Origin of the sequence: Henriciella sp. (assembly GCF_029936995.1) — a bacterium.
Classification (GTDB): domain Bacteria; phylum Pseudomonadota; class Alphaproteobacteria; order Caulobacterales; family Hyphomonadaceae; genus Henriciella.
The window spans coordinates 815,992-837,470 of the sequence record NZ_JAPYRE010000001.1 but is presented as its reverse complement, the minus strand read 5'-3'; the positions used below and the strand labels follow the sequence as shown (position 1 = coordinate 837,470).

General features: G+C 58.3%; 22 protein-coding genes. 5 read left to right on the top strand and 17 right to left on the bottom strand.

Annotation, left to right across the window (positions count from 1 at the left end; genetic code table 11):
* Positions 1-11 precede the first annotated feature (11 nt).
* A complete protein-coding gene (locus Q1K31_RS04125; RefSeq protein ID WP_300377007.1) occupies positions 12-614 on the top strand; it encodes an N-acetyltransferase in 603 nt (200 codons plus the stop codon).
* Between the two features lie 85 nt (positions 615-699).
* On the opposite strand, the gene Q1K31_RS04120 is transcribed toward Q1K31_RS04125, so the two are convergent.
* Positions 700-1,569 (bottom strand): hypothetical protein, encoded by an 870-nt coding sequence (locus Q1K31_RS04120; protein ID WP_300377004.1) that lies wholly within the window; start codon positions 1,567-1,569, stop codon positions 700-702.
* A 63-nt stretch (positions 1,570-1,632) separates the two neighbouring features.
* Positions 1,633-3,087 carry an IMP dehydrogenase gene (guaB, locus tag Q1K31_RS04115; RefSeq protein ID WP_300377002.1) on the bottom strand — a complete coding sequence of 485 codons (1,455 nt, stop codon included), beginning with the start codon at positions 3,085-3,087 and terminating at the stop codon, positions 1,633-1,635.
* 143 nt (positions 3,088-3,230) lie between these two features.
* On the opposite strand from guaB, the gene Q1K31_RS04110 reads away from it, so the two are divergent.
* Positions 3,231-4,409, top strand: a complete 1,179-nt coding sequence (locus Q1K31_RS04110; RefSeq protein WP_300377000.1) for an indoleamine 2,3-dioxygenase — start codon at positions 3,231-3,233, stop codon at positions 4,407-4,409.
* Positions 4,410-4,502: 93 nt separating this feature from the next.
* On the opposite strand, the gene Q1K31_RS04105 is transcribed toward Q1K31_RS04110, so the two are convergent.
* The 4 genes from Q1K31_RS04105 to Q1K31_RS04090 are packed head-to-tail and all read right to left on the bottom strand — an operon-like array spanning position 4,503 to position 7,568.
* Positions 4,503-4,688, bottom strand: coding sequence for a DNA gyrase inhibitor YacG (locus Q1K31_RS04105; RefSeq protein WP_300376998.1), 186 nt, complete (start codon positions 4,686-4,688; stop codon positions 4,503-4,505).
* Positions 4,685-5,740, bottom strand: a complete 1,056-nt coding sequence (locus Q1K31_RS04100; RefSeq protein ID WP_300376995.1) for a ribonuclease E/G — start codon at positions 5,738-5,740, stop codon at positions 4,685-4,687. The genes Q1K31_RS04105 and Q1K31_RS04100 overlap by 4 nt, the downstream gene beginning before the upstream one ends.
* On the bottom strand, positions 5,737-6,453 hold the full coding sequence (locus Q1K31_RS04095; RefSeq protein WP_300376993.1) for an RlmE family RNA methyltransferase: 717 nt from the start codon (positions 6,451-6,453) through the stop codon (positions 5,737-5,739). Before Q1K31_RS04095 ends, Q1K31_RS04100 begins: the two co-directional genes overlap by 4 nt.
* Positions 6,450-7,568, bottom strand: a complete 1,119-nt coding sequence (locus Q1K31_RS04090) for a Ppx/GppA phosphatase family protein (RefSeq protein WP_300376991.1) — start codon at positions 7,566-7,568, stop codon at positions 6,450-6,452. Before Q1K31_RS04090 ends, Q1K31_RS04095 begins: the two co-directional genes overlap by 4 nt.
* A 186-nt stretch (positions 7,569-7,754) precedes the next feature.
* Here Q1K31_RS04090 and hspQ point away from each other — a divergent pair, with 186 nt between their 5' ends.
* Positions 7,755-8,081 carry a heat shock protein HspQ gene (gene hspQ, locus Q1K31_RS04085; RefSeq protein WP_367187523.1) on the top strand — a complete coding sequence of 109 codons (327 nt, stop codon included), beginning with the start codon at positions 7,755-7,757 and terminating at the stop codon, positions 8,079-8,081.
* On the opposite strand, the gene maiA is transcribed toward hspQ, so the two are convergent.
* Both maiA and Q1K31_RS04075 read right to left on the bottom strand, forming a co-directional pair.
* Positions 8,078-8,725, bottom strand: coding sequence for a maleylacetoacetate isomerase (gene maiA / locus Q1K31_RS04080; RefSeq protein WP_300376987.1), 648 nt, complete (start codon positions 8,723-8,725; stop codon positions 8,078-8,080). The genes hspQ and maiA overlap by 4 nt on opposite strands.
* On the bottom strand, positions 8,722-9,729 hold the full coding sequence (locus Q1K31_RS04075) for a fumarylacetoacetate hydrolase family protein (protein WP_300376985.1): 1,008 nt from the start codon (positions 9,727-9,729) through the stop codon (positions 8,722-8,724). Before Q1K31_RS04075 ends, maiA begins: the two co-directional genes overlap by 4 nt.
* Positions 9,730-9,819: 90 nt before the next feature.
* On the opposite strand from Q1K31_RS04075, the gene phhA reads away from it, so the two are divergent.
* Positions 9,820-10,692, top strand: a complete 873-nt coding sequence (phhA, locus tag Q1K31_RS04070) for a phenylalanine 4-monooxygenase (RefSeq protein WP_300376983.1) — start codon at positions 9,820-9,822, stop codon at positions 10,690-10,692.
* Here phhA and Q1K31_RS04065 read toward each other — a convergent pair whose 3' ends face one another.
* Genes Q1K31_RS04065 through Q1K31_RS04050 form a run of 4 tightly spaced genes read right to left on the bottom strand, consistent with a single transcriptional unit; the run spans position 10,693 to position 15,741 of the window.
* The gene (locus Q1K31_RS04065) at positions 10,693-12,015 is read right to left on the bottom strand and encodes an N-succinylarginine dihydrolase (RefSeq protein WP_367187522.1); all 1,323 of its coding nucleotides are present in this window, start codon (positions 12,013-12,015) and stop codon (positions 10,693-10,695) included.
* Positions 12,012-13,466, bottom strand: a complete 1,455-nt coding sequence (gene astD / locus Q1K31_RS04060) for a succinylglutamate-semialdehyde dehydrogenase (protein ID WP_300376979.1) — start codon at positions 13,464-13,466, stop codon at positions 12,012-12,014. The genes Q1K31_RS04065 and astD overlap by 4 nt, the downstream gene beginning before the upstream one ends.
* 2 nt (positions 13,467-13,468) lie before the next feature.
* Complete coding sequence (locus tag Q1K31_RS04055) at positions 13,469-14,488, bottom strand: arginine N-succinyltransferase (protein ID WP_300376977.1); 1,020 nt, start codon at positions 14,486-14,488, stop codon at positions 13,469-13,471.
* Positions 14,485-15,741: a hydrolase gene (locus Q1K31_RS04050; protein WP_300376975.1), complete on the bottom strand. Its 1,257-nt coding sequence runs from the start codon at positions 15,739-15,741 to the stop codon at positions 14,485-14,487. The genes Q1K31_RS04055 and Q1K31_RS04050 overlap by 4 nt, the downstream gene beginning before the upstream one ends.
* Before the next feature lie 140 nt (positions 15,742-15,881).
* On the opposite strand from Q1K31_RS04050, the gene Q1K31_RS04045 reads away from it, so the two are divergent.
* The gene (locus Q1K31_RS04045; RefSeq protein WP_300376973.1) at positions 15,882-16,637 is read left to right on the top strand and encodes a YdiY family protein; all 756 of its coding nucleotides are present in this window, start codon (positions 15,882-15,884) and stop codon (positions 16,635-16,637) included.
* On the opposite strand, the gene Q1K31_RS04040 is transcribed toward Q1K31_RS04045, so the two are convergent.
* From Q1K31_RS04040 to Q1K31_RS04020, 5 genes are all read right to left on the bottom strand, one after another.
* Positions 16,634-17,923 (bottom strand): cystathionine gamma-synthase family protein, encoded by a 1,290-nt coding sequence (locus Q1K31_RS04040; RefSeq protein WP_300376971.1) that lies wholly within the window; start codon positions 17,921-17,923, stop codon positions 16,634-16,636. The genes Q1K31_RS04045 and Q1K31_RS04040 overlap by 4 nt on opposite strands.
* 136 nt (positions 17,924-18,059) lie before the next feature.
* On the bottom strand, positions 18,060-19,451 hold the full coding sequence (locus tag Q1K31_RS04035; protein WP_300376969.1) for a hypothetical protein: 1,392 nt from the start codon (positions 19,449-19,451) through the stop codon (positions 18,060-18,062).
* Between the two features lie 182 nt (positions 19,452-19,633).
* Positions 19,634-20,263, bottom strand: a complete 630-nt coding sequence (locus Q1K31_RS04030; RefSeq protein WP_300376967.1) for an energy transducer TonB — start codon at positions 20,261-20,263, stop codon at positions 19,634-19,636.
* A gap of 161 nt (positions 20,264-20,424) precedes the next feature.
* Complete coding sequence (locus Q1K31_RS04025) at positions 20,425-21,051, bottom strand: energy transducer TonB (protein WP_300376964.1); 627 nt, start codon at positions 21,049-21,051, stop codon at positions 20,425-20,427.
* Between the two features lie 9 nt (positions 21,052-21,060).
* Positions 21,061-21,477 carry a biopolymer transporter ExbD gene (locus Q1K31_RS04020; protein WP_300376962.1) on the bottom strand — a complete coding sequence of 139 codons (417 nt, stop codon included), beginning with the start codon at positions 21,475-21,477 and terminating at the stop codon, positions 21,061-21,063.
* Positions 21,478-21,479 lie beyond the last annotated feature (2 nt).

The following is a 21,479-nucleotide window of genomic DNA, read 5'->3' as shown; positions in this document are numbered from 1 at the left end:
TGAGGGGGCACATGCTCGACATAGACCTGCCAGACGGCATCCGCCTTGCCACGCGCCGCGACTGGCGCCAGCTCGGCGACATCACCGCCGAAGCCTTTGCCGAAGATCCGTTCAATCTCTGGATTTTTGGCCGCACCCGCGCGCTGAAGCCACTCTTCCGCATCATGGCGCGTGACATCTATCTGAGATCCGGCTTCTGCCATATCGCGAGCAACGGCGGCGCGACCATGTGGGCCATGCATGACGCCAGGCAGGAGCTTTCCTTCCTCGCCATGTGGCAGCTCATCATCGCCCAGAGGCTGCATGCCGAGCCTGGCACGATGAAGCGCATCATGTCGGTCTCGAAGACGATGGCGGCCCATCACCCGAAAGAGCCGCACGCCTATCTCTTCACGGTCGGCACCCGCAAGGCCGCCCGCGGCACCGGGCTCGGCAAGGGCCTCATCAACCCAGTCCTCGCCGCCGCCGACGCGAAGGGCCTGCCTGTTTACCTGGAAAACACCAACCCGGTGAATGACGGCTTCTACCGCTCACTGGGCTTCGAGCGTACCGGAGACTTCCGCGTCGATGGGACCGCGCCTGTGGTCACGACGATGTGGCGGGCAGCCGGGTAATTCTTTTTCCGTCATCCCGGAAGCGCCACAAGGCGCTGTCCGAGACTCCGCCCCGACCTTTAGCCGTATCTATTCTAAGCTTGCTTTATTTCGTACAGACTAGGGGTTCACTGTAGAGCGCTGTAGATGGAGACGCCATCTCCGCCTCGATACGCAGTGATTCTGCTTCCTCACACCGCCCCAAACCAGCAAGCACAGAAGCAAGACTATGCTTGATATGCGATGCTTCTGGTTCCACCCCAAGCGCCCTGCGACAGAAAGGTTCTGCCTCTTCGTTGCGACCCGTTTCATGCAGCATATAGCAATGATTGTTCAGAATTTGTGCGTTCTTCGGCATCTCTTCTATCAGGATATAACTCTCCGCCAACGCAGCCTCGGTTTCACCAACATTGGAAAGTGCGGCCGCCTTATTGGCGCGGTGATAAACGTCGGATGCAGGGAGCACTACGAACAGCGTCTTGGCTTCCTCGAAAGCCGCAGGATCTGCCTTCTGAAGCGGTTCAAGAACATTCATTAGGACATAAAACTTCAGCTGGTCGCTCAATGGCGTACCAGGCATTCTCGTCTCACCAGCCTTGTATAAACGCCAGACAATCAGTGCGTCCTGACTAGCAAGTTTGGTATCGCCTGTCTTATTGAATGTTGCCGCGCGATTCGTGTGTAAGAGAATATCACTCACTGTGTTCAGGCGTTCGGTACTCGTCAACTTATAGTAATAAGCCGCAGTTTCATGGTCGTTTCGGTAAAACGCGTCCGATCCGAGATTGACCGCAGCAAGAAACCACGGCCCGGAATTAGGTTCAGCGTCTTCAAAGCAGGGTTTCCATCGCTGCATATTCTCGCTTTCACCTGCGATAGCAGCCTTGCAGCTTTCAGGTACATCTTCCTGCGTCACACCTTGTGGAGCTGCCAAAGCGCAAACAGCAGCGACAAGCATCAAACGGATTTGGTTCACACGACCCTCCATCGCGAATTTCAACGATGGATTTAATGAAGATCACCGAAAACGGCAATCGATTTAGCGACTGATCGAATAGTTCGGTGCTTCGCGGGTCATCGTCACATCGTGGACGTGGCTCTCGGAAAGGCCCGCCCCGGTGATCTGGATGAACTGCGCCTTGTCGTGCAGCTCGGGGATCGTCTTCGCGCCGACATAGCCCATCGCCGCGCGCAGCCCGCCGACCATCTGGTGGATGATATTGCCGACCGGCCCCTTGAACGGCACCTGGCCTTCAATGCCCTCCGGCACCAGCTTGTCGCTTTCCACTTCCTTCTGGAAATACCGGTCCGCCGAACCGCGTGACATCGCACCAAGTGAGCCCATGCCGCGATACGCCTTGTAGCTGCGCCCCTGGAACAGGAACACCTCGCCCGGCGCTTCCTCGGTGCCAGCAAAGGCCGAGCCCATCATCGCCGTCGAGGCGCCTGCCGCCATCGCCTTGGCAAAATCGCCGGAAAACTTGATCCCGCCATCCGCAATGATCGGTGTGCCGGTCTTCTGCGCGGCCTCGGCGCAATCCTCGATCGCGGTGAGCTGCGGCACACCGACACCAGCGACAACCCGTGTCGTACAGATCGAGCCCGGCCCGATACCGACCTTCACGCAATCGGCCCCTGCATCGATCAGTGCCTTGGTCGCATCGCCTGTCGCGACATTGCCCGCGATCACCTGCACCGAGTTCGACAGCTTCTTCACCCGTGTCACGGCATCCAGCACCGATTGCGAATGTCCGTGCGCGGTATCGATGACCACGGCATCCACCCCAGCATCAATCAGCGCCTGCGTGCGTTCAAACCCCGCATCGCCCACCGTGGAGGCCGCCGCCACGCGCAGGCGCCCCTGGTCGTCCTTGGCGGCGTTAGGATTGAGCTGCGCCTTCTCCATGTCCTTCACGGTCAGCAGACCGACGCACTTGCCCGCCTCGTCAGTGATGACGAGCCGTTCGATCCGGTGCTTGTGGAGCAGCTGACGGGCCTCCTCGATCGGCGCGGCCATGGTCACCGAGACGACCTCGCGCGTCATCAGGCTCGCCACCTTGGCATTCATGTCCTCGACAAAGCGCGTATCCCGGTTGGTGACAATGCCGACCACGCGGCCATCGCCCTCAACCACGGGGATGCCGGAAAAGCCGGTGCGGGCCTTCATGTCCTGAAGGTCCTTCAGTGTGGCATCAGGTGCGATGGTCACGGGGTTCATGACAACCCCGCTTTCGAACTTCTTGACCTGCGTGACCTGTCCGGCCTGCTCTTCCACCGTCATGTTGCGGTGGACCACGCCGATCCCGCCGGACTGCGCCATCGCAATGGCGAGGCGCGCCTCTGTCACGGTATCCATCGCGGCAGACAGCAGCGGCATGTTGAGGGGAATCGACTTCGTCAGCCAGGTCGAGGTGTCGACATTTGACGGCATGACCTCGCTCGGGCCGGGCTGGAGAAGCACGTCATCGAAGGTAATAGCTTGGCGGATTTTCATGTGGGGTGCTCCCTTTTCGGCCTATTAAGGGAGTCGCGGGCGTTCTGGAACCCCCCTTTTGCGTCCGGAACTGAAATCGCAGGCTTTACAAGTTGACGCAGGGTGAGACTTTAGTTGCAAAAACAACCATCAAGGGGGTTCGCATGACCAGTCTTAAGTCGCTCGACCAGTACGATATCTCACGCGAGCGCGGTTTTCTCTGCCGCCACGATGCCGATCAGGTCGTCCTTCCGGCCTATCTAAAGCCGGCTGTCGATGCCGCGATGGAGCTGCCGCACACCATGATCACCGGCCGCGTGCGCGAACTCCTCGAACGCATGCCCGTCATCGACCTCGAAGCCTTCTGCAAGGACGCCAGCAACGAACAGATCCGCAAGGCCTTCGTCCATTACACCTTCATGATCCAGGCCTATGTCTGGGGCGAGCCGGAGGCGCCGAAATCCCTGCCGGAATGCCTCGCAAAACCTGGCTGGCAGCTCGCCGCCGCGCTCGACCAGCAGCCTTTGCTCACCTACTCTTCCTATGTCCTCGATAACTGGGCAAAGATCGATCACGACGGCCCTGTCGATCTCTCCAACATCTACATGATCCAGCCTTTCCTCTCGGGCGCTGACGAGGCGTGGTTCGTCCTCGTCCATGTCGCCATCGAGGCGCGCGCCGGGGACATGCTAGCCACGATACCCGACCTCCTTGAGGCCTGCACAAATCATGATGCCGTTGGCGTCAGCGCCGGCCTCGCCCGCCTCGTCGAGGGCTGGGAAGCGGTCAACGCCATCTTCGACCGGATGCCCGAGCGCTGCGACCCCTATATCTATTTCAACCGCGTGCGCCCCTACATCCACGGCTGGAAGGACAATCCGGCCTTGGGCGATGGCCTCATCTATGAGGGTGTCGCTGAAGCCGGTGACACCCCGCAGGCTTTCCGCGGCCAGACCGGCTCGCAATCCTCTATAGTGCCGACAATGGACGCGCTCTTACAGGTCGGTCACGCAGCAGACCCACTACGCCATTTCCTGGATGAGCTGCACGCCTACCGCCCCGTCGGGCACCGCCGCTTCATCGAGGATGTCCGCGACGCCAGCCAGCTGCGCCAATGGGTCGAAGCCTCCTCCGACAAGAGCATCCGCGAGCTCTATAACGACAATGTCCGCCAGCTCACCCGCTTCCGTACCCGCCACCTCGAATACGCCGCCACCTACATCAACAAGCAGGCCAGCGATGCGGCGGGCAATGACACTGAAGTCGGCACCGGCGGCACCCCCTTCATGAAATACCTCAAGAAACACCGCGACGAGGCTGAAGCGCATCTGTTGCGTGTGTAGGGAAAGAGGGGCGGCTATAAAATAATCCCCTCATGCGGAAATATAAAACAAGCTTCCAAAGATCCCCGTCTGCGTGGGGGTCAGTGGAAAAGGCTACTCGTCGCGTTCTTCCTTGTAACTCGGCGTCTCTTCCGCTTGGTCGGACGGGCGGCCAGGAATTGCATAAGAGCCCTTGAGCCAGCGCGAGAGATCGACATCCGCACAGCGTTTGGAACAGAAGGGCCGGAATGCCGGATCAGCCGGCGCCTTCTCGCAGACGGGACATTTGGCCTTGCTCATTCGCGCCTCACTACCGATGCTTGGCCTGTCCCGCTGGCGATCGAGACCCGGCCATGAAAAGCCGATTTCAGGATGGAATCGGCTTCTTTCCGGCGCGAGATATAGGCTTTCAGGGCATGCGGCGACAGGGTGAGCCTGAAAAAAGCAGCCCTGCTGGCAGCCGCTTCCCGTTCAGCCTCCCGAAACAGGCCGAGCAGTTCCGTCTCAGGTGTCGGCTTGCCGGTTTCATCCAGAAGCCGGTCCTCCACAGGGCTCGCGCCCCAGGCGATCTTGGTCTCCAGAAGGCCGAAGGGCGAGGGTTTCAACGCCTCCACCTCACGCTGAGAGATGGCTTGGAAGGTCTTCAGGAAGGTCTCGCGCAGTTTCGCACCAGCCTCGGCTGTAATGGGAGAGATACAGTCAATGACGACCAGCCCGCCCCAGTCCCTGAGCGCGATCTGGCGTGCAGCTTCAGCGACCGCTTCCCGGTTTGTGCTGAGCGCCCTCGCCCCTGCACTGCCCTTCTGCATCCGCCCGGCTGTGTCGATATCAATGGCGATCAGGGCAGCCGTACGCTCCAGCCGGATCAGCCCGCCGCGCGGCAGACCGATTTTCGAAGACATAGCCTCGTCAAAAGCGGCCTGGACCTGGTCCATCACCTCCGGCCCATCAGCGATTTCAGGGCGAGAGGATTGTCCCGGAAACGCGTCTATCCAGCGTTCCAGTGCTGTTTTTGAAGTATTCTCCGTCCCGTTTAACAGCCTGGCCCGGGCAAGTTTGCCACGGCGTGCCTCTCCCTTGATTTCGAGATCGCGCTCCGCACCTTCTGTCAGCCCGGCGGGCAGCTTGCCACGCACGAAAAGGCTTTCACCATTATCGCGTTCGAAAAAGGCACCGCCATCGCCGGGTGATACCTGTCTCAGGCGCGCCGAAACCACCTCACCGAGCCTCGCCGGTTCATTCTGTCCATTCCAGCGCTGAAAAAACAGCCCGACAGGCCGATCATCCCGATCAAAAGCGGCTGCCCGCATCTCTGCAGGTGCCCGATGAAGGATAATCCGGTGGCCCTTCATTCCGCCTTTCCGCGAAATCCTTGGGCAACAACAAACAACTCAGGCGAACCAGCCCGGCTGGCGGGAGGCTTGATGTGCTTTACGGTTCGAAACATCTGCTTCAGCTCGACCATCATGTCCGGCGTCGCTCCACCCTGGAAGACCTTGGAACAGAAACTGCCGCCCTGCACGAGATGTTCCCCGGCAAACCACAATGCCATTTCCGCCAGCGCTGCTGTGCGAAGGCTGTCAGTCTGTTTATGGCCGGTTGTGTTGGCCGCCATGTCGGAAAGAACAAGATCCGGGGGCCCCGTAAGGCCTTCCAGCATCGAGGCAACATCGTCTGGTTCGTTGATATCGCCCTGAACAATATGAGCCCCGGAGACCGGATCGACCGGAAGGAGATCGATTCCGACGATCTCCTTAACACCGCGCCGCAGGCAGACCTGCAACCAGCCTCCTGGTGCAGAGCCGAGGTCCACGACACGGTTTGCGCCTTTCAATATGCTTGTCTTCTCATCAATCTCGAGCAGCTTGTAGGCCGCCCTGGCGCGGTAATTCTCTGCCTTGGCGCGCTGCACATAAGGATCCGTGAGCTGGCGCTCGATCCAGCGCTTGGAGCTTTCATCACGGGCATTGTGCGCGATGATCTTGCGCTCGCCCATGCGGCGCCCGGAACTGGCCTTTCCTCCTTTTGGCGGGCCTTTCCAGCGTCGTTTTCCATCATCGCTCATGACTTCGTCTCCGCGGAAATCTGTGACACTTTCCCCGCTTTCCCGCGCGAACGCCCACCTCTGCGGCGCCGGCGTTTTTTGGGGCCACGCATCATCGACAGGAGCAGCCCCTCGCGCAATCCTCTGTCAGCAACCCGCATGCGGGCGTCTGGTGCCAGTGACCACACAGCTTCCATAAGCGCACACCCCGCCAGCATGAGTCCTGCACGGTCTTCGCCAATCGTCGGAAACTGCGCGCGACCTTCCGGACCTGCCAAAATCAGGCTGTTCATGGTCTCGCGGCAGCTTGCACTCTCCATCCATTTTCCGTCGACGAGATCGCGCCGATATCGCTCAAGGCCAAAATTCACACCCGCCACGCAAGTCACCGTTCCTGAAGTGCCTATGATATGCGCTGACGACGCTGCCAGGGCTTGGCGCACTCCATGCTTATTAGCCCACCCATCGACATGGGATTTCACCAGCTCCAGCATTCTTGGATAAGCCTCCTGCTCATCCATATGACTGAAGGCTTCGGTCAAGGTCACCACACCGTAGGGAATACTCGTCCAGGCCTTGATAGGTGCGCGGTGCAGCATTCCCTTCAACCCCATATCGCGGGCCGTGGCCGCGTCCACCAGCGAGACTTCCGTCGAGCCACCCCCGATATCCAGAACGAGGATATTATCTGCTTCGGGGTGCATAAGATTGTGACAGCCAATGAGTGCCAGCCGGGCTTCTTCGTGCGCACCGATCACCTTGAATGTCAGCCCGGTGCGGTCGCGGATATTCTGGATGAACTCCGAACCATTCTCAGCTTTGCGGCAGGCTTCTGTCGCAATACAACGGATTCGACCCACGCGGCGGGCCTTGAGCTTCTCCGAAATGGCCTCCAGGGCATTATAGGCCCGGTTCATAGCGGCTTCTGACAATCGGCCGGTATCCGCTAGCCCTTCGCCTAGACGCGCAATCTGAGAGTGGGAATCGACCACGGTAAAGCCACCGCGGTGCGGCGTCGCCACAAGCAGGCGGCAATTATTCGTGCCGAGGTCAACCGCGGCGTAGAGCGGCCCCCCGTTGGACTTGCGCGGCGAGTGGCCATTTGACCGGGGCCTGCGCGAATTTTTTTCAGCCATGTGTGGCCCAAATCTTGTCGGTTAGCGGATGGTCTATCACATTGCATCGTCATGAGCCATGCAAACGGAATAGGAAAGCGGATTGCCGCATTGTTTCGCCGTAACAGGGGGGGACAGGCAGCAGCTCCGAGCGAAACGCCAGCGGACGAACCTGCTATGGAAGAGACAGACATTCTCCATAATGCCATTGATCAACGCCAGGCAAAGTTCCAGATCGGCCAGGTCGTACAGCACCGGATATTCGACTTTCGCGGCGTGATTTTCGATGTCGATCCGGAGTTTGCAAACACCGATGAATGGTATGAAGCCATTCCCGAGGATATGCGTCCCGCAAAGGACCAGCCGTATTACCACTTGTTCGCCGAAAACGACAAAAGCCACTATGTGGCGTACGTCTCCGAGGGCAATCTGGTCCCGGATGATAGCGAAACGCCTGTCTCACATCCTGATATCCCGCACTTCTTCGAATTTACGGCAGATGGCTACGCGCTGAAGGCTTACCATACGAACTAGTCTGGCTTCACAGCTTCGGGGGCAGCACGCCGAAAGGCGTCAATTTCCTTGCACTTTTCATCGATCTCAACCAGTCGCGGAAACGCCTCAAGCGGTGTTTCGAACCGCCTGGCATTATACATCTGAGGAACAAGACATATCTCGGCGATGCCGGGCTGGTCTGAAAACAGGAAGCTGTGGCCAGAAGCGCGTTCCGCCTGTGCCTCAAGGGCAGTAAACCCCCGAACGATCCAGTCACGATACCACTCGGCAATCGCTTCCTTATTTGCACCAAACCCTTCACGGAGCTTGCCGAGCACGGAGAGATTGTTGAGCGGATGGACGTCACAGGCGATCAGATCCGCAAAGCCACGAACCTGTAGGCGCGCCCACGGCTCCTTCGGCAGCAATGCCGGCTCGGGCCATGTCTCTTCAATCCATTCAAGGATCGCCATGGATTGACTGGCCGCCTTCCCATCCACCTCGATGGAAGGGACCCGCATTTGCGGATTTATGGACTTGTAAGGGGCGCCCATCTGCTCATCTGCGCCGGGTGCGATATTCACGACCGTACTGTCGAATTCGACACCTTTCAGATTGAACGCGATACGCAGCCTGTAAGCGGCAGAAGAACGCCAGTAATCATAGAGCTTCAATTCGCTCATGCCTTCACCACTTCCTGTTCGATTGCGCCAAAGACGGTATGGCCATCCTTGTCTTTCACCTCGATACGGATTGTATCTCCGACATCCATGAAACTGGTTTTCGCTTCACCATCGCGAATGGTCTCGATCATTCGGATTTCCGCAATACACGAATACCCTAGCCCGCCATCGGCAACCGGTTTGCCAGCACCACCGTCGGCGTCACGGTTGGAAATCGTACCCGAGCCGATAATCGTGCCAGCTCCAAGTGGCCGGGTCTTCGCGGCATGCGCCACCAGCGTGCCCATATCGAACGTCATATCGACATCACATTCGGGCCTGCCGAAAGGCTTGCCATTGTAAGTCGACAGCATCGGCAGGTGCAGTTTGCCATCTTTCCATGCGTCGCCGAGTTCATCGGGTGTCACCGCAACAGGCGAAAAAGCACTGGAGGGTTTGGACTGGAAGAAACCGAAGCCTTTTGCCAGCTCTCCCGGGATGAGCCCGCGCAAGCTGACGTCGTTGCAGATCAGAACCAGTTTGATCTGGTCGAACGCCGCTTCCCTGCTGGCCCCCATTGGCACGTCGCCTGTGACGACACAGACTTCAGCCTCGAAATCCAGCCCCCATTTCTTGTCCTTGAGCGGGATCGCATCGCGGGGCCCAAGGAAACTGTCGGAGCCACCCTGATACATAAGCGGGTCGGAATAGAAGCTTTCCGGCACCTCGGCGCCACGTGCTTTCCGGACAAGCTCGACATGGTTTATATAGGCCGAGCCATCTGCCCATTGATAGGCGCGCGGCAGTGGTGATGCGCAGTCGTGCTCGTGAAACCGCTCTGTCGGTACTGAGCCAACTTCCAGGGACTCCGCGAGCTGTGCGAGCTTGGGAGCTGTCAGGTCCCAGTCATCAAGCGCGGCCTGGAGAGTCGGTTTGATATGGCTGGCATCAGCATATTTCGTGAGATCCTTGGAGACAACGACAAGGCGGCCATCGCGGCCCTGCTTCAGGCTGGCAAGTTTCATTGGCTTGGCTTCCTTTCCTCAAAATCTTTTGTGCCAGTGCGAAAACCGGCTTTCCATTTCATTTAGCGCGTTTTGCGTTATAATAGTTGCATGAGCAACCATTTTGAAAAACCCGACCACGCACGCGACGACTGGACCATCGACCAAGGCTGGAGCGATTATACAGCAGAAGACCATTCTGTCTGGGATCTTCTCTACAAACGCCAGATCGACGTTCTGCCCGGCCGCGCGGCGCCGGAATTCATGGATGGCCTCAAGGCACTAGACCTCGGAAAAGGTGGCATTCCAGAATTCGAGACAATGTCAGACGAGCTGGAATCGCTGACAGGCTGGCGCGTTGTCGCTGTACCGGGACTGGTTCCGGATGAGGTGTTTTTCGATCATCTTGCCAATCGGCGCTTTCCGGCTGGCCAGTTTATCCGAAAACGTGACCAGCTCGACTATCTACAGGAGCCGGACGTCTTCCACGATGTGTTCGGCCACGTACCGATGCTCACAAATCCGATCTTTGCCGACTATATGGAAGCCTATGGCAAGGGTGGTCTGCGCAGCCTCAACTATGCCGCGCTGAAGAACCTTGCCGCACTCTACTGGTATACCGTCGAATTCGGCCTGATCCGTACAGACCAGGGCCTGCGCATCTATGGCGCTGGCATTGTCTCCTCCAAGACCGAGAGCATCTTCGCCCTGGAAGACCCGTCTCCCAACCGGATCGGATTCGAACTTGAGCGCCTGATGCAGACCGACTACCGGATCGACGACTTCCAGCAGACCTATTTCGTCATCGATTCCTACGACCAGCTCTTCCAGGCAACTGTCGAGACAGACTTCGCGCCCATTTATGAACGTTTGCAGGGCAAGTTCGATTACCGGCCCGAGGACGTTCTGGAGCGTGACGAAGTCATCACGAAGGGTACGCAGGCCTATGCGAAAGCTGGCGGGCGGTTTGCCGAAGCAGACTGACTAGACGAGACTGGAAAGCCCCAGCTCTTCAAGCAGCGCTTCGCGCGCAATCTGGCATTCATTGGCAAATTGCGGATCGGCGAGGTCGGCTGGCGTCAGCCGGTCCCTGTAAGTACGCCTGACAATACCCTGCAACGCATCGATCTTTGTCTCATCCAGCATAACGCCAGGGTGGACAGAAGCGATCTCATCATCGCTCATCACGACACGCAAACGCAGACAGGCCGGGCCGCCGCCATTGCGCATGGACTGGCGTACATCGACATACTGGACACGCCCGATCGGGCCATTCCCAGCGACCATGGCTTCGCAGAAGGCTCTTGTGCTTTCGGTCTCCTGCGTCTCGAGCGGAGCAAGCAGGACAAGCCTGTCCTCACCGGGCCATTGCAGGAGCTGTGAGTTGAACAGATAGGACGAGATCGCATCCTCCAGCGGAACCTCTTCCTGTGGCACCATGACGGGCTTCAGCTCAAAATCGTCGCCAGCCGCCTCGCGGATTGCGTTCAGCACGGCCTCACTGTCATCGAATGCCTGTTCATGGAAGAAAAGCGTATCCAGCGTGCCGACGCAGACGACGTCATTGTGAAACGCGCCTGCCTCGATTGCAGTACGTGACTGGCGCACAAAAAGGGTTCGCGAATCCCTGAGGCCGTGCGCACGGGCGATGCTTTCCGACGCGAGCCTTGTCTGTCGGGCCGGAAAGCCGACCGCGCTTTCTCCGGCATCCCTGCCAAATACGAACAGCTCAACCCCCGGCGCGCCATGCTCGGCGCAAAGGCGGACATGGTTGGCTGCGCCCTCATCTGCAAAATCCGGGTGGGCAGGCAATGCCCCATGGACGGCGAAACGGTCTTCATCCGCGAAGATTGAGACAAGCGCCGCCGTCATATCCGGATGCTCGGTTGAACGGTGCAACATCGTAGAGAGGTTAGCCGCGGTCAGATGCAGGCGCGAATCGCTTGTATCGCCGGAGGGCGAGACTGTCGCCGCATTCGCCGCCCACATGGAACTGGCGCTGTAAGCCGCCTTGAGAAGCTTGGGTGCTTTTTTTCCCGCCAGCTCGACAATCTCTGCATCCGATCCGCCGAAACCAGCCGCGGCGAGAAGGTCGAAATTCGGGCGCGGCAGTGGCGGCAGTACGCCCTGCGTCAGACCGGCGCGGATCAGCATCCGCATCTTTTCCAGCCCCTGAACCGCAGCTTCACGCGGGTTCGACACGTCGCCAGCATTGTTCGCACTGGCGAGATTGCCTTCAGACATGCCGCCATAATTATGGCTCGGCCCGATCAGGCCGTCGAAATTGACCTCACGCGCACTCATCAGCCTGGAAATCCTTTAGCTTTAAGTCTCTGCGCAGTCTCGGCAACCTGGCTGGCTTGCGGCCAGGCGGAATAGTCTGCCGCATAATAGGCCCCCGGGCGCGAATTGCCGGAAAGGCCCGGCCCGCCGAACGGCATGTTCCCTGCCGCGCCAACTGTCGGGCGGTTCCGGTTGAGGATACCAGCGCGCATCTCGTTATGCGCTTTCAGCCACAGCGCGTTATCATCGCTGACAAGCCCGCCCGAGAGCCCGAAACGCGTATCGTTCGCCATGCTGAGCGCTGTATCGAAATCCTTCACGCGGCAGACCTGCACCAGCGGGCCGAACAGTTCTTCATCAGGAATATTGGAGGCATCGGTGATATCGATGACGCCAGCTGTGACAAACCCGCCCCCTCTATCCATACGCTTCATACGGCGTAGCGGCTTGCCACCCGCCTTCGAGATCATGGTCTGGAACTCTATAGCTGCTTCCGCGGCCTGCTGTGACACCAGTGGCCCCATGAAGACATCTTCCTCGTCCCAGGCCCCGATTTTGAGCCCCTTAGCACGCGCAACTAGCGCCTCGATGACGTTCTCGCCGAAACTGTTGTCCGGCACGAAAATGCGACGCGCACATGTGCAGCGCTGGCCTGTCGTCAGCCAGGCCGACTGGGCAGCAATATCGGCAGCTGCATCGACATCTGCCGGGTCCCAGACGATGAGCGGGTTATTACCGCCCATCTCCAGCGCGAGGATGACATCGGGCCGTCCGGCAAAGTGGCGGTGAAACGCCGTGCCTGTCCCGGCAGAGCCAGTGAAGAGAAGGCCGTTGATATCGGCTTCGAGAAGGGCCGCGCCTGTATGGCGGCCACCGTGGACGACATTCACCACTCCCGGCGGCAATCCGGCAGCCTCGAAGCATTCCATCATGATATCCGCCACGGCCGGCGCCAGTTCGGACGGTTTGAACACACATGTATTCCCCGCTAGAAGCGCAGGCACAATATGCCCGTTGGGCAAGTGTCCCGGGAAGTTGAATGGCCCAAACACAGCCATGACGCCGTGTGGACGGTGGGTCAGGTGCGCAGCGCCGAACGCCGTCTCATTGGACTTGCCACCGGCCCGCTCGATCTGCGCCTGTATGGAGACCGCAATCTTGCCCTTCATTGCGCCCGCTTCGGACATCGAATCCCATTTGACCTTGCCCATGTCGCGACTGATCGCATCGGAAATCCTGTCGGCGCGTTGCTCTACTTCCAGTGCATATGCCTCAAGAATTTTCGTGCGCGTATCCTGCGGCACGTGCCGCCAGGCTATACCTGCTTTTCGTGCAGACTCGACGGCCGCATTGACCTGGGCCGGACTGGCAGCCTGACCTTCCCAGCTTGTTTCGCCAGTGGCCGGACAGGTTTTCTCGAACCAGTCTCCGCCGCCAGCGCTCCACTTACCGTTAATATAGGCACCCTTGGCCATGCTCAGCTCCTCAACCAAATCCGGGCCGTATCCCCGGGCGAGAGTTTCAGCCTCTCGAGAACGGCCTGCGATGTAATGAAAACATCGTCGCGGAGTTCACCTTCCGCCATCGTAACACGGATATCTTCAGCCTTGTCGTTTGAAACCAGCCCCTGCTGCTCTTCCGCTTCACCGGCCTCTAGCGTGACAAGGCGGCTCTCCCGGATCGTACGGATCAGGCTGCGGGGGGCCGCGACCAGAGGACCGCCATCGAAAATGTCGACAGTCCGCTCGAAACGGAAACCTTCCCATTCAAGCAGTTTCAACGCACCGACGCCGTCCGCATGAACCCGGCCAATCACTTCGCGGGCTTCCGGCGGCAGCAAGTCGACATAAATGGGGTATTTCGGCATCAGGTCCAGGATGAACTGGTTATCGGTCGTCGCCGAAAGGATATCGGCTTCCGTAAAGTCCATCCTGAAAAAAGGCCGCCCCATCGCATCCCAGAAAGGTGTACGTCCTTTAGCATCGACAACGCCGCGCAGCTCCGCCAGCACCATGTCACCAAAGCGTTCCGGCGCAGCCGCCATCAACAGATAACGCGACTGGGCAAGCAACCGCCCTGCTCCACCCCCTCGATGGGCCTGACGCAGGAAGAGCGTTCCGACTTCGGTGTATCCCACAAATTCGTTGGTCAGCACGAGCGCGTCCATGTCGAACCGCCGGTCTGCAGCATGGCTCGACTGGGCAATCGTGATGACCCGGTAGTTGAAGAAGGGCTGGTCGATGCCGACACCCGCCTTTACGGCGCTGCATCCGCCGACCTCGCCGGTCTCATGGTCCACCATCATCATGAGATACTTGCCATATTGCGGCTGTGCGAGGTTGCCCGAGAAAGCTTTCTCGGACTTTTCGAGCCGTTCATGCAGGATGCGCTCATGAACCGGCAGGCTGGTGAAACCCGGTCCGGATTCCTGCGCCAGCTGCATCAGGATGTCGAAATCATCCAGCCGCGCAGGCCGCATGACATAGGACGAACTCATTCCATCAAGGCCTTGATCTTTTTCGCGTCAATCCGGCCATCCGCCAGACGGTTCAGCAGCAGGCCGGACAGGCATGCACGCTCAACGAAGCTGGACATGACGACATACTCCTCATCGGAATGGATACGCCCCCCCATGACACCGAGCGTATCCACATTGGGTACGCCCGCGGCAAAGATATTGTTGCCCTCGCAGACACCACCAGTATCCACAAACTCAAGATCGAGACCGAGCGCGCGGCCCGTATCGGCAACGGCGGAGAAAATTGCCTGTTGCGCCTCATTGCGAGGTTTGGGCGGACGATAGAACCCACCGTGAAGGTGACCGGAAATGCCATCCCGCGCCTTGGCTTCCCTGAAGATACGCTCGACCTCCCATGTCGCCCACTGGGCTGCATCGGCATCGGGCGCGCGGGCACCGAAGCGGACAATCGCGAGGTCGGGAACGATATTTACAGGCCCACCGCCCTCAACGGCACCGACATTGAAGGAAACGCCATCACGGCGATTATTCAGCGCCTCCAGGTCGACCACCATATGCGCGGCCGCCTCCAGCGCGCTGCGGCCATCTTCCTTGGAACGCCCGGCATGAGCTGAACGGCCGTGCAGGACGATATCAAAGACAGCCGATCCTTTCCGCCCGCCGGACATGGCGCCTGTCTCCATGCATGGCTCGTAGGTCATGCCGATCATTGCTCCTGACTGGGCAGCCTGTTTGAGTGCGGATCCGCTCGCAAAATTGCCGATTTCCTCATCCGGGGAAATAACGATCCGGTAGCCGAGCTTGTCCTTCAGAGGGCCAGCCTCGAAGGCTTCAAGCGCGCCGAGCATGACAGAAAGACCACCCTTCATGTCAGCAAGGCCAGGCCCGTTCATGCGTCCATCACCCAAATCCTTCATCTCGGTGAAGGTGCCCTCCGGGAATACCGTGTCATAGTGGCCACTCATGATCACCTGGACGGGCGCTTCCGGCCGGGCCTGAACACCAATCACGGGGCCAGTCTCGAAATCTTCCACCTCACCCCTGGCATTCACCTTCTCGAATGGCTGTGAGGTGTCGAGGCTGATCTCGGCGTCCAAGGATGAAAAAGCATCAGCGAGCTTTGGCGCAAGCTTGTCCAGCCCGGCACGGTTCCAGCTGCCTGTATTGATCTTCGCCCAGTCGAATGTGCGTGACTGCATGCGTTCTTCGGCATCTGCCACACGTTCGCAGATGGCCTCATCTTCTGAGGTCTTGGCTGTCAGGTCTGTCATGCCTCTTGGTTTCATGGGAAATCATTTCCTGCAAGTCCGGTGTCTGGCTTTGGTTTAGCATAGCCACACCTCATCCGGCATTATCAACTTGTTGACCCCCTTTTGCGAGCTAGGTCCCGAATCAAAAGGAGATCAAATTCATGTTCTTTCGCTCTGTTTCCTCCCTGGCCGCTTGTGCCATGATCCTGCCGGCCCAGCATGCCCTTGCACAGGATGGATGGACCGGGGAAGGCGCGTTCAGCGCGGGCTATACAACCGGCAACACTGAAACCAGGGATCTTGGCCTGGCCCTGAAGCTCGACAGGGAGCTGGGTCTGTGGACCTATAGCGCAGAAGCGTCTGCCGACTATGGCGAGACCGATTCTGTCGAGACCCAGAATCGCTGGTTTGTGGCCGGCGAAGTTGACCGTCAGCTAGGAGACCGCCTGTTTGCATTCGGGCGCATCTCCTATGAAAGCGACGAGTTCTCCGGCTTCGACTCCCGCCTTTTTGCCGGTGGTGGCCTCGGCTATACCATACTCGAGAGCGATCAGGTGAACTGGTCGGTTCAGGGCGGTCCCGGTATCAAGGTCGATGAAGTCCAGGAGACCACAACAATAGTGAATGGCGTTCCTGTTACGACACCAGCGACCACCGAGGAGTCCATCGCGTTCGTCGGCAATTCCGAGTACAGCTACGCTTTCAATGATGCCGTCAGTTTTTCGAACGGGACGGACATCATCTATGCTTCCGAATCCACGCAGATTGGCAACACCTCTGCAGTTACCGCTTCGCTCACCGACAGGTTTTCGGCCCGCTTCTCCTTTGAAGTGCGCCATGACACCAATCCGCCACCCGGCTTTGAGGCGACGGATACGGTGACACGGGCATCACTTGTTTACACGATCGGCGACTAGACCTGCTCCAGTGCCTGTTCGAGGTCGGCAATCAGGTCTTCAGAAGCCTCGATACCGACCGAGAACCGGATCAGTCCATCGGTGAAGCCGATACGCTTTCGGATTTCCTCGTCGACACCCGAATGAGTGGTCGAACCCGGATGGCACATCAGGCTTTCCGTCCCGCCGAGGCTGACAGCCAGTTTCACCAACTGCAGCGAATCGAGCATCCGGAAGGCGGCTTCCTTGCCGCCCTTCACGTCGAAGGAGAATGTCGAGCCGGCAGCTTCGCATTGCTCGTCATAGACCTTGCGTTGAGGGTCATCCTTGGAGAAAAACTCCGGATACATGATCTGGCCAATCTTGGGATGATCCCGCAGGTATTCAGCGCAGACACGCGCATTCTCGAACGCCTTCTCCATACGCAGGCGTACCGTTTCCAGTGACCGGGTGACCAGCCAGCATGTATTGGCATCCAGCGTTGTGCCCAGGTAATTCCGCACCCGGCGGATCTTGGCAATCGTCTCCTCATTGCCGATGGCAGCACCTGCAACGAGGTCGGAATGTCCGCCAATATATTTTGTCAGCGAGTATAGTGCGAGATCGGCGCCGTGCTTCAGCGGCACATGCCCGATCGGCCCCATCATCGTGTTGTCGCACATGATGATCGGCCGGTGACCGGTCTCTTTCTCAATCGTGTCTGCCACACGGGCGCAGGCCTCGATATCAACCAGGGCACAAGTCGGGTTGGCTGGCGACTCAGTGAAGATGACGCTCAACGGACCAGCCTTGGCCGCTTCGCGGGCCTTGGCGAGAATCTCTTCCTCGGTCGCCCAGGCGTCCATTTCGAACGGGGTAACACCGAAGTCGGGCATGAAAGTCCGCATGAAGACTTCAGTACCGCCATAGAGCGGGCTGGAATGAAGGATACTGGTTCCTGCACCGGCACATGCAAGCAGGGCCGTCGTGATGGCGCCCATGCCCGAGGAGAAAACCAGCGCATGATCGCCTGCATCATAAAGGGTCAGACGGTCCTCGAGAACTTCCATGTTCGGGTTATTGAAGCGCGTATAGATAAGGTCGGCTTCTTCGGGATCACCTTCCTGCGCTTTGCCTGCAAGCTGTCTGAACAGGACTTCACCGTCACGCGCCGATTTGAACGCGAAGGTCGATGTCATGAAAATCGGCGGCTTGATCGACCCTTCCGACATGGCCGGATCAAAACCATACCCCATGACCAGTGATTCCGGCCGCAGGACATGATCACCAATCTTGCGCTTGCGATAAGGCTTGTCGGGTTTGCTCATAACCTGATCCTTTCTATCAACTGGTTTCAGATGAAACCATTTTGCGTGTAATGGCAACTCCTGTGGGCGGCTCAAAAGAAAACCCCGGCCAGTCTGGCCGGGGTTTCATGTTCAGATCGTCACGGACATATCCGAATTAGCTTCCGCCAATCGCTTCCAGCTCTTCCTGAGCTTCGGCAAGACGCTCATCCACGGTTGCACATTCTTCCGGCGCATTGCCTTCACCGAGAACCGCAAGACGCTCGCAGCGCTCCTGCTCACGCAGTGTGTCCTGCACAAGGCTCTGCGCCTCGAACCGGACGAGAGCGGCTTCTGTCTGTTCTTCGGAGTTCATGAACTGCAGCCAGCCACGTCCACCGCGGTTGTTGGCATTGCGGAACGCTTCACGGGCACCGGCACGGTCATCACGCTCGTAGCGGGACTGACCGATCAGAACCCAGGCAAGGCCGCGGTTTTCAACACCACCCGTATTCAGTGCCTTGGAAAGTGCCTGCTCTGTTTCAGCCCACTGTTGAAGCTCGGCATAAGAACGGCCAAGACGTTCATACATCTCGCCGCTGTTCCGCATCTGGGCAGCTTCCTCGATCACAGGAATGGCTTTCTCAAATTCACGCGCCACCTGGTAGAGGTTCGCAAGAAGCTCCATACGATCATACGTCTTCGAGATACGACCGGCATTCATTTCCTTCTCGAGGACACGCGCGCCGTGATAAGGCACGTTGAACCGGTTATAGAAGTTCACGATACGCATCAGCTCTTCTTCTTCCTGAAGAATACCACCGAGATACATCGCCTTCTGGACCTCGAACGCCTTGCGCTCTTCATTGGCGGCGAAATAATCCCCGGCAATGGCATCCCAGAGCTTGCGCTCGTTCGGGTTACGCGCCAGCAGCTGTTCGAGCAGCTGGGCCTTCTTTGCGCGCTGACCGGTCTCGTCATAGAGGTAGATCAGGAAGTCATAGACTTCACGCTCGGCGTCCGAACCATCAATCTCGAAGACGCGCTCGGCCCACCTCAGGGCTTCCTGGTTGTTCTGGAGCTTCTGGTGGATCACGGCGAAACGCCACATGTCATCCCGGTCCGGATCACCACCAGCGTCGATCCATTTTTGCGAATATTCGAGCGCCTTGTTGAGGTCGTTCTGGCTCAGATAAATCTGGAAAATCTGATAATAAGTCTTGGCGCGCTGATCTCCGGAAACATAGCCCTGATCAATCGCAGCCTCGAGATCATTCGCAGCGCCCGCATAGTCGCCATTCTTGATCTTGATGGCCGCACCGAGCTTCAGAACCGCACCCTGCTCATAGCAGTTCAGCTCCATATTCTGCAATTTGTTGATCTGCTGCAGGGCTGCCTGCGGATTCTCATTCTGGAGAAGCTCTGTTTCAGCTTTCAGATAGACTTCACCGGCTTCAGAGCCGAACTGCGTTTCCTCACAATCGGCAGCCTGTGCGATGGCTGCACCGGCGCCAAGAAAAGACATTGCCCCAGCAATGACGGCACCTTTCAAGATTGGCCTAAGTCCCATGGTGTCTCACTCCTTTCGCCATGCTGGCGGGTGTTTGCTCTCAGGCACATTGGCCCGAAGATGGTTACGAATACCGCCGCCTTATCGGTCTCGTTATCGTGGCGCGCTATCCCAGAAATCGATCTATTAAGATATGAGCGGTTGTGGAGGTTGCGTCAACGCTTGGCATTAAGAGGATTGCATCAAGTTTCATCAAGTTTGAACTCGATCGGGTAGACGACGTTCCGTCTTGCCCGCGCCTGACCGTCTATAATCTCCGGCGCAAAACGAACCCGACGGACCGCGTTCTCTGCCTCTCGTGCAAAGCCCGGATGTGAACAGGAAGCGTCTACATTGTAAGGCTTTCCCTTGGGACTGACATCGAATTGCACCTCGCACAAACCCTCTACGCCTTTTGATGCCAGGCTTCGGGGATAGGCAATACTGGGTGGTGTGAGCGGCTCTACACGTCGATTGGGTATAGCTACGGGCGTAACGTCCTCCACCAGCAAACGCCCGATATGCGTGACATCAGGCACAGCTCCGTCAAATGCCGGCGTGGGCAAGTTAATGTCACTGGCGGTCGCAGAATAGGCAGGTGGCGGAGGTGGACGATCTGCCAGCTTGTGTTTGTCCGGCCTCGTTTCACGCGGCACGCTTTCAGCCTCCTGTTCGCTCGGCAAGGGAATCGCCGTGATGACCCCGCGTGCTGAATCTTCAGGTGGCACGAAATCAGCATCGATTATGGCGGTCATGAACTGGTACAGCCCAAAAACCACAAAGGCTGCGCCAGGCAAACCGAACGACAGACGCACAATCCGATTAGTGTACATGAAAACCTCCCAGTGCATATTTTTGTTATGTTATACTATATTTTTAAAGTACCAGCAACTTCCCACCATCTCTGCCAAGGCGCCTTCCAAAGCCTGGAGAACGGAACAAAAAAAGGGCCTCACGCAGGAGGCCCTTCTTCAAATGATTTCAGAGATGCCGCCTAGTCCGACAGCTGGAACTCCAGCGGATAGACAACATTCTTCCGCTCGGCCGGTTGTCCACGGACAATCTTAGGCGCGAACTCCACACGGCTCACAGCTCTCTCGGCCTCACGCCGGAAAACGCTATCCGTGCAGGACGCCTCGATGTTGTAAGGGCGCCCCCGTGTGTCGACGTCGAAGCGGACATCACATGTCCCCTCAATGCCACGTTCGGCAGCGCGCGACGGATATGTCGGTACTGGCGGACGGATCGGCTGGGCGTCGCGGTCGGACACGGCAACCGGGTCCACCGCCAGGGAATCGAGACGCTCGACATTCAACTCGGTCGGCGCAGAGCCCTGAATGCTCGGTGTCGGCAGGTCAATGTCCGAACTCGTCGCTGACATTTTTGGCGGCGGCGGTGGCTTGTCTGCAGACTCGATCTTCTGGGCCTGGTTGCGGTTACGTGTCCGGACTTCGGTGTTTTCCTCAGACGGGGTAATCCGCTCCAGAACACGCTGTTCGACATTCTCAGGCTGCTCGTAGTCCTGGTTGATCATGTTATACATGAACGTGAACAACAGGTAGACAACGACTGCCGCAAGCGGCACGCCGATCAGCAAACGAATGATGGGATTGGCAAACATGATTGTCTCCTATTCCTGCTCAACCGACACAGGAACCTGGGTCAGACCATCTTCCTGGTTGATCGTCTCGAGCAATGAGATCAGCACCCCCGCATTCGAATCCTGGTCGGCCTGAACCACAAGCCGGCCTTTCGGATTGTCCTCACGCAGTTCACGGATCCGGTAACCAACCTCCTGCGGCGCCACCTGCTCCTTGTCGATATAGATATCGCTGTTCTCATCAATGGCGATGAGAATGCCCAGAGGGTTTTGCCGCTCGAGATTGTCGACCTCGGTGCGGTTGATTTCAACACCCGGCTCTTTGATGAACTGAGCCGTCACGATGAAGAAGATCAGCAGGATGAAAACCACATCCAGCATCGGGGTGAGGTTAACATCATCCTCACCCGTGTTCTCGGAGGCTCGCATACGTTTTCTTCGTGCCATTT

Excerpts from the sequence above, each read along its gene's own strand:
- Q1K31_RS04090 (WP_300376991.1), bottom strand. The coding sequence starts at position 7,568 with ATGGCTGAAAAAAATTCGCGCAGGCCCCGGTCAAATGGCCACTCGCCG.
- Q1K31_RS04055 (WP_300376977.1), bottom strand. The coding sequence starts at position 14,488 with ATGAGTTCGTCCTATGTCATGCGGCCTGCGCGGCTGGATGATTTCGAC.
- Q1K31_RS04045 (WP_300376973.1), top strand. The coding sequence starts at position 15,882 with ATGTTCTTTCGCTCTGTTTCCTCCCTGGCCGCTTGTGCCATGATCCTG.
- Q1K31_RS04040 (WP_300376971.1), bottom strand. The coding sequence starts at position 17,923 with ATGAGCAAACCCGACAAGCCTTATCGCAAGCGCAAGATTGGTGATCAT.
- Q1K31_RS04100 (WP_300376995.1), bottom strand. The coding sequence starts at position 5,740 with ATGAAGGGCCACCGGATTATCCTTCATCGGGCACCTGCAGAGATGCGG.
- Q1K31_RS04105 (WP_300376998.1), bottom strand. The coding sequence starts at position 4,688 with ATGAGCAAGGCCAAATGTCCCGTCTGCGAGAAGGCGCCGGCTGATCCG.
- Q1K31_RS04025 (WP_300376964.1), bottom strand. The coding sequence starts at position 21,051 with ATGTTTGCCAATCCCATCATTCGTTTGCTGATCGGCGTGCCGCTTGCG.
- Q1K31_RS04075 (WP_300376985.1), bottom strand. The coding sequence starts at position 9,729 with ATGAAACTTGCCAGCCTGAAGCAGGGCCGCGATGGCCGCCTTGTCGTT.
- Q1K31_RS04125 (WP_300377007.1), top strand. The coding sequence starts at position 12 with ATGCTCGACATAGACCTGCCAGACGGCATCCGCCTTGCCACGCGCCGC.
- Q1K31_RS04020 (WP_300376962.1), bottom strand. The coding sequence starts at position 21,477 with ATGGCACGAAGAAAACGTATGCGAGCCTCCGAGAACACGGGTGAGGAT.
- Q1K31_RS04035 (WP_300376969.1), bottom strand. The coding sequence starts at position 19,451 with ATGGGACTTAGGCCAATCTTGAAAGGTGCCGTCATTGCTGGGGCAATG.
- Q1K31_RS04050 (WP_300376975.1), bottom strand. The coding sequence starts at position 15,741 with ATGACAGACCTGACAGCCAAGACCTCAGAAGATGAGGCCATCTGCGAA.
- guaB (WP_300377002.1), bottom strand. The coding sequence starts at position 3,087 with ATGAAAATCCGCCAAGCTATTACCTTCGATGACGTGCTTCTCCAGCCC.
- maiA (WP_300376987.1), bottom strand. The coding sequence starts at position 8,725 with ATGAGCGAATTGAAGCTCTATGATTACTGGCGTTCTTCTGCCGCTTAC.
- Q1K31_RS04030 (WP_300376967.1), bottom strand. The coding sequence starts at position 20,263 with ATGTACACTAATCGGATTGTGCGTCTGTCGTTCGGTTTGCCTGGCGCA.
- phhA (WP_300376983.1), top strand. The coding sequence starts at position 9,820 with ATGAGCAACCATTTTGAAAAACCCGACCACGCACGCGACGACTGGACC.
- Q1K31_RS04095 (WP_300376993.1), bottom strand. The coding sequence starts at position 6,453 with ATGAGCGATGATGGAAAACGACGCTGGAAAGGCCCGCCAAAAGGAGGA.
- astD (WP_300376979.1), bottom strand. The coding sequence starts at position 13,466 with ATGGCCAAGGGTGCCTATATTAACGGTAAGTGGAGCGCTGGCGGCGGA.
- Q1K31_RS04110 (WP_300377000.1), top strand. The coding sequence starts at position 3,231 with ATGACCAGTCTTAAGTCGCTCGACCAGTACGATATCTCACGCGAGCGC.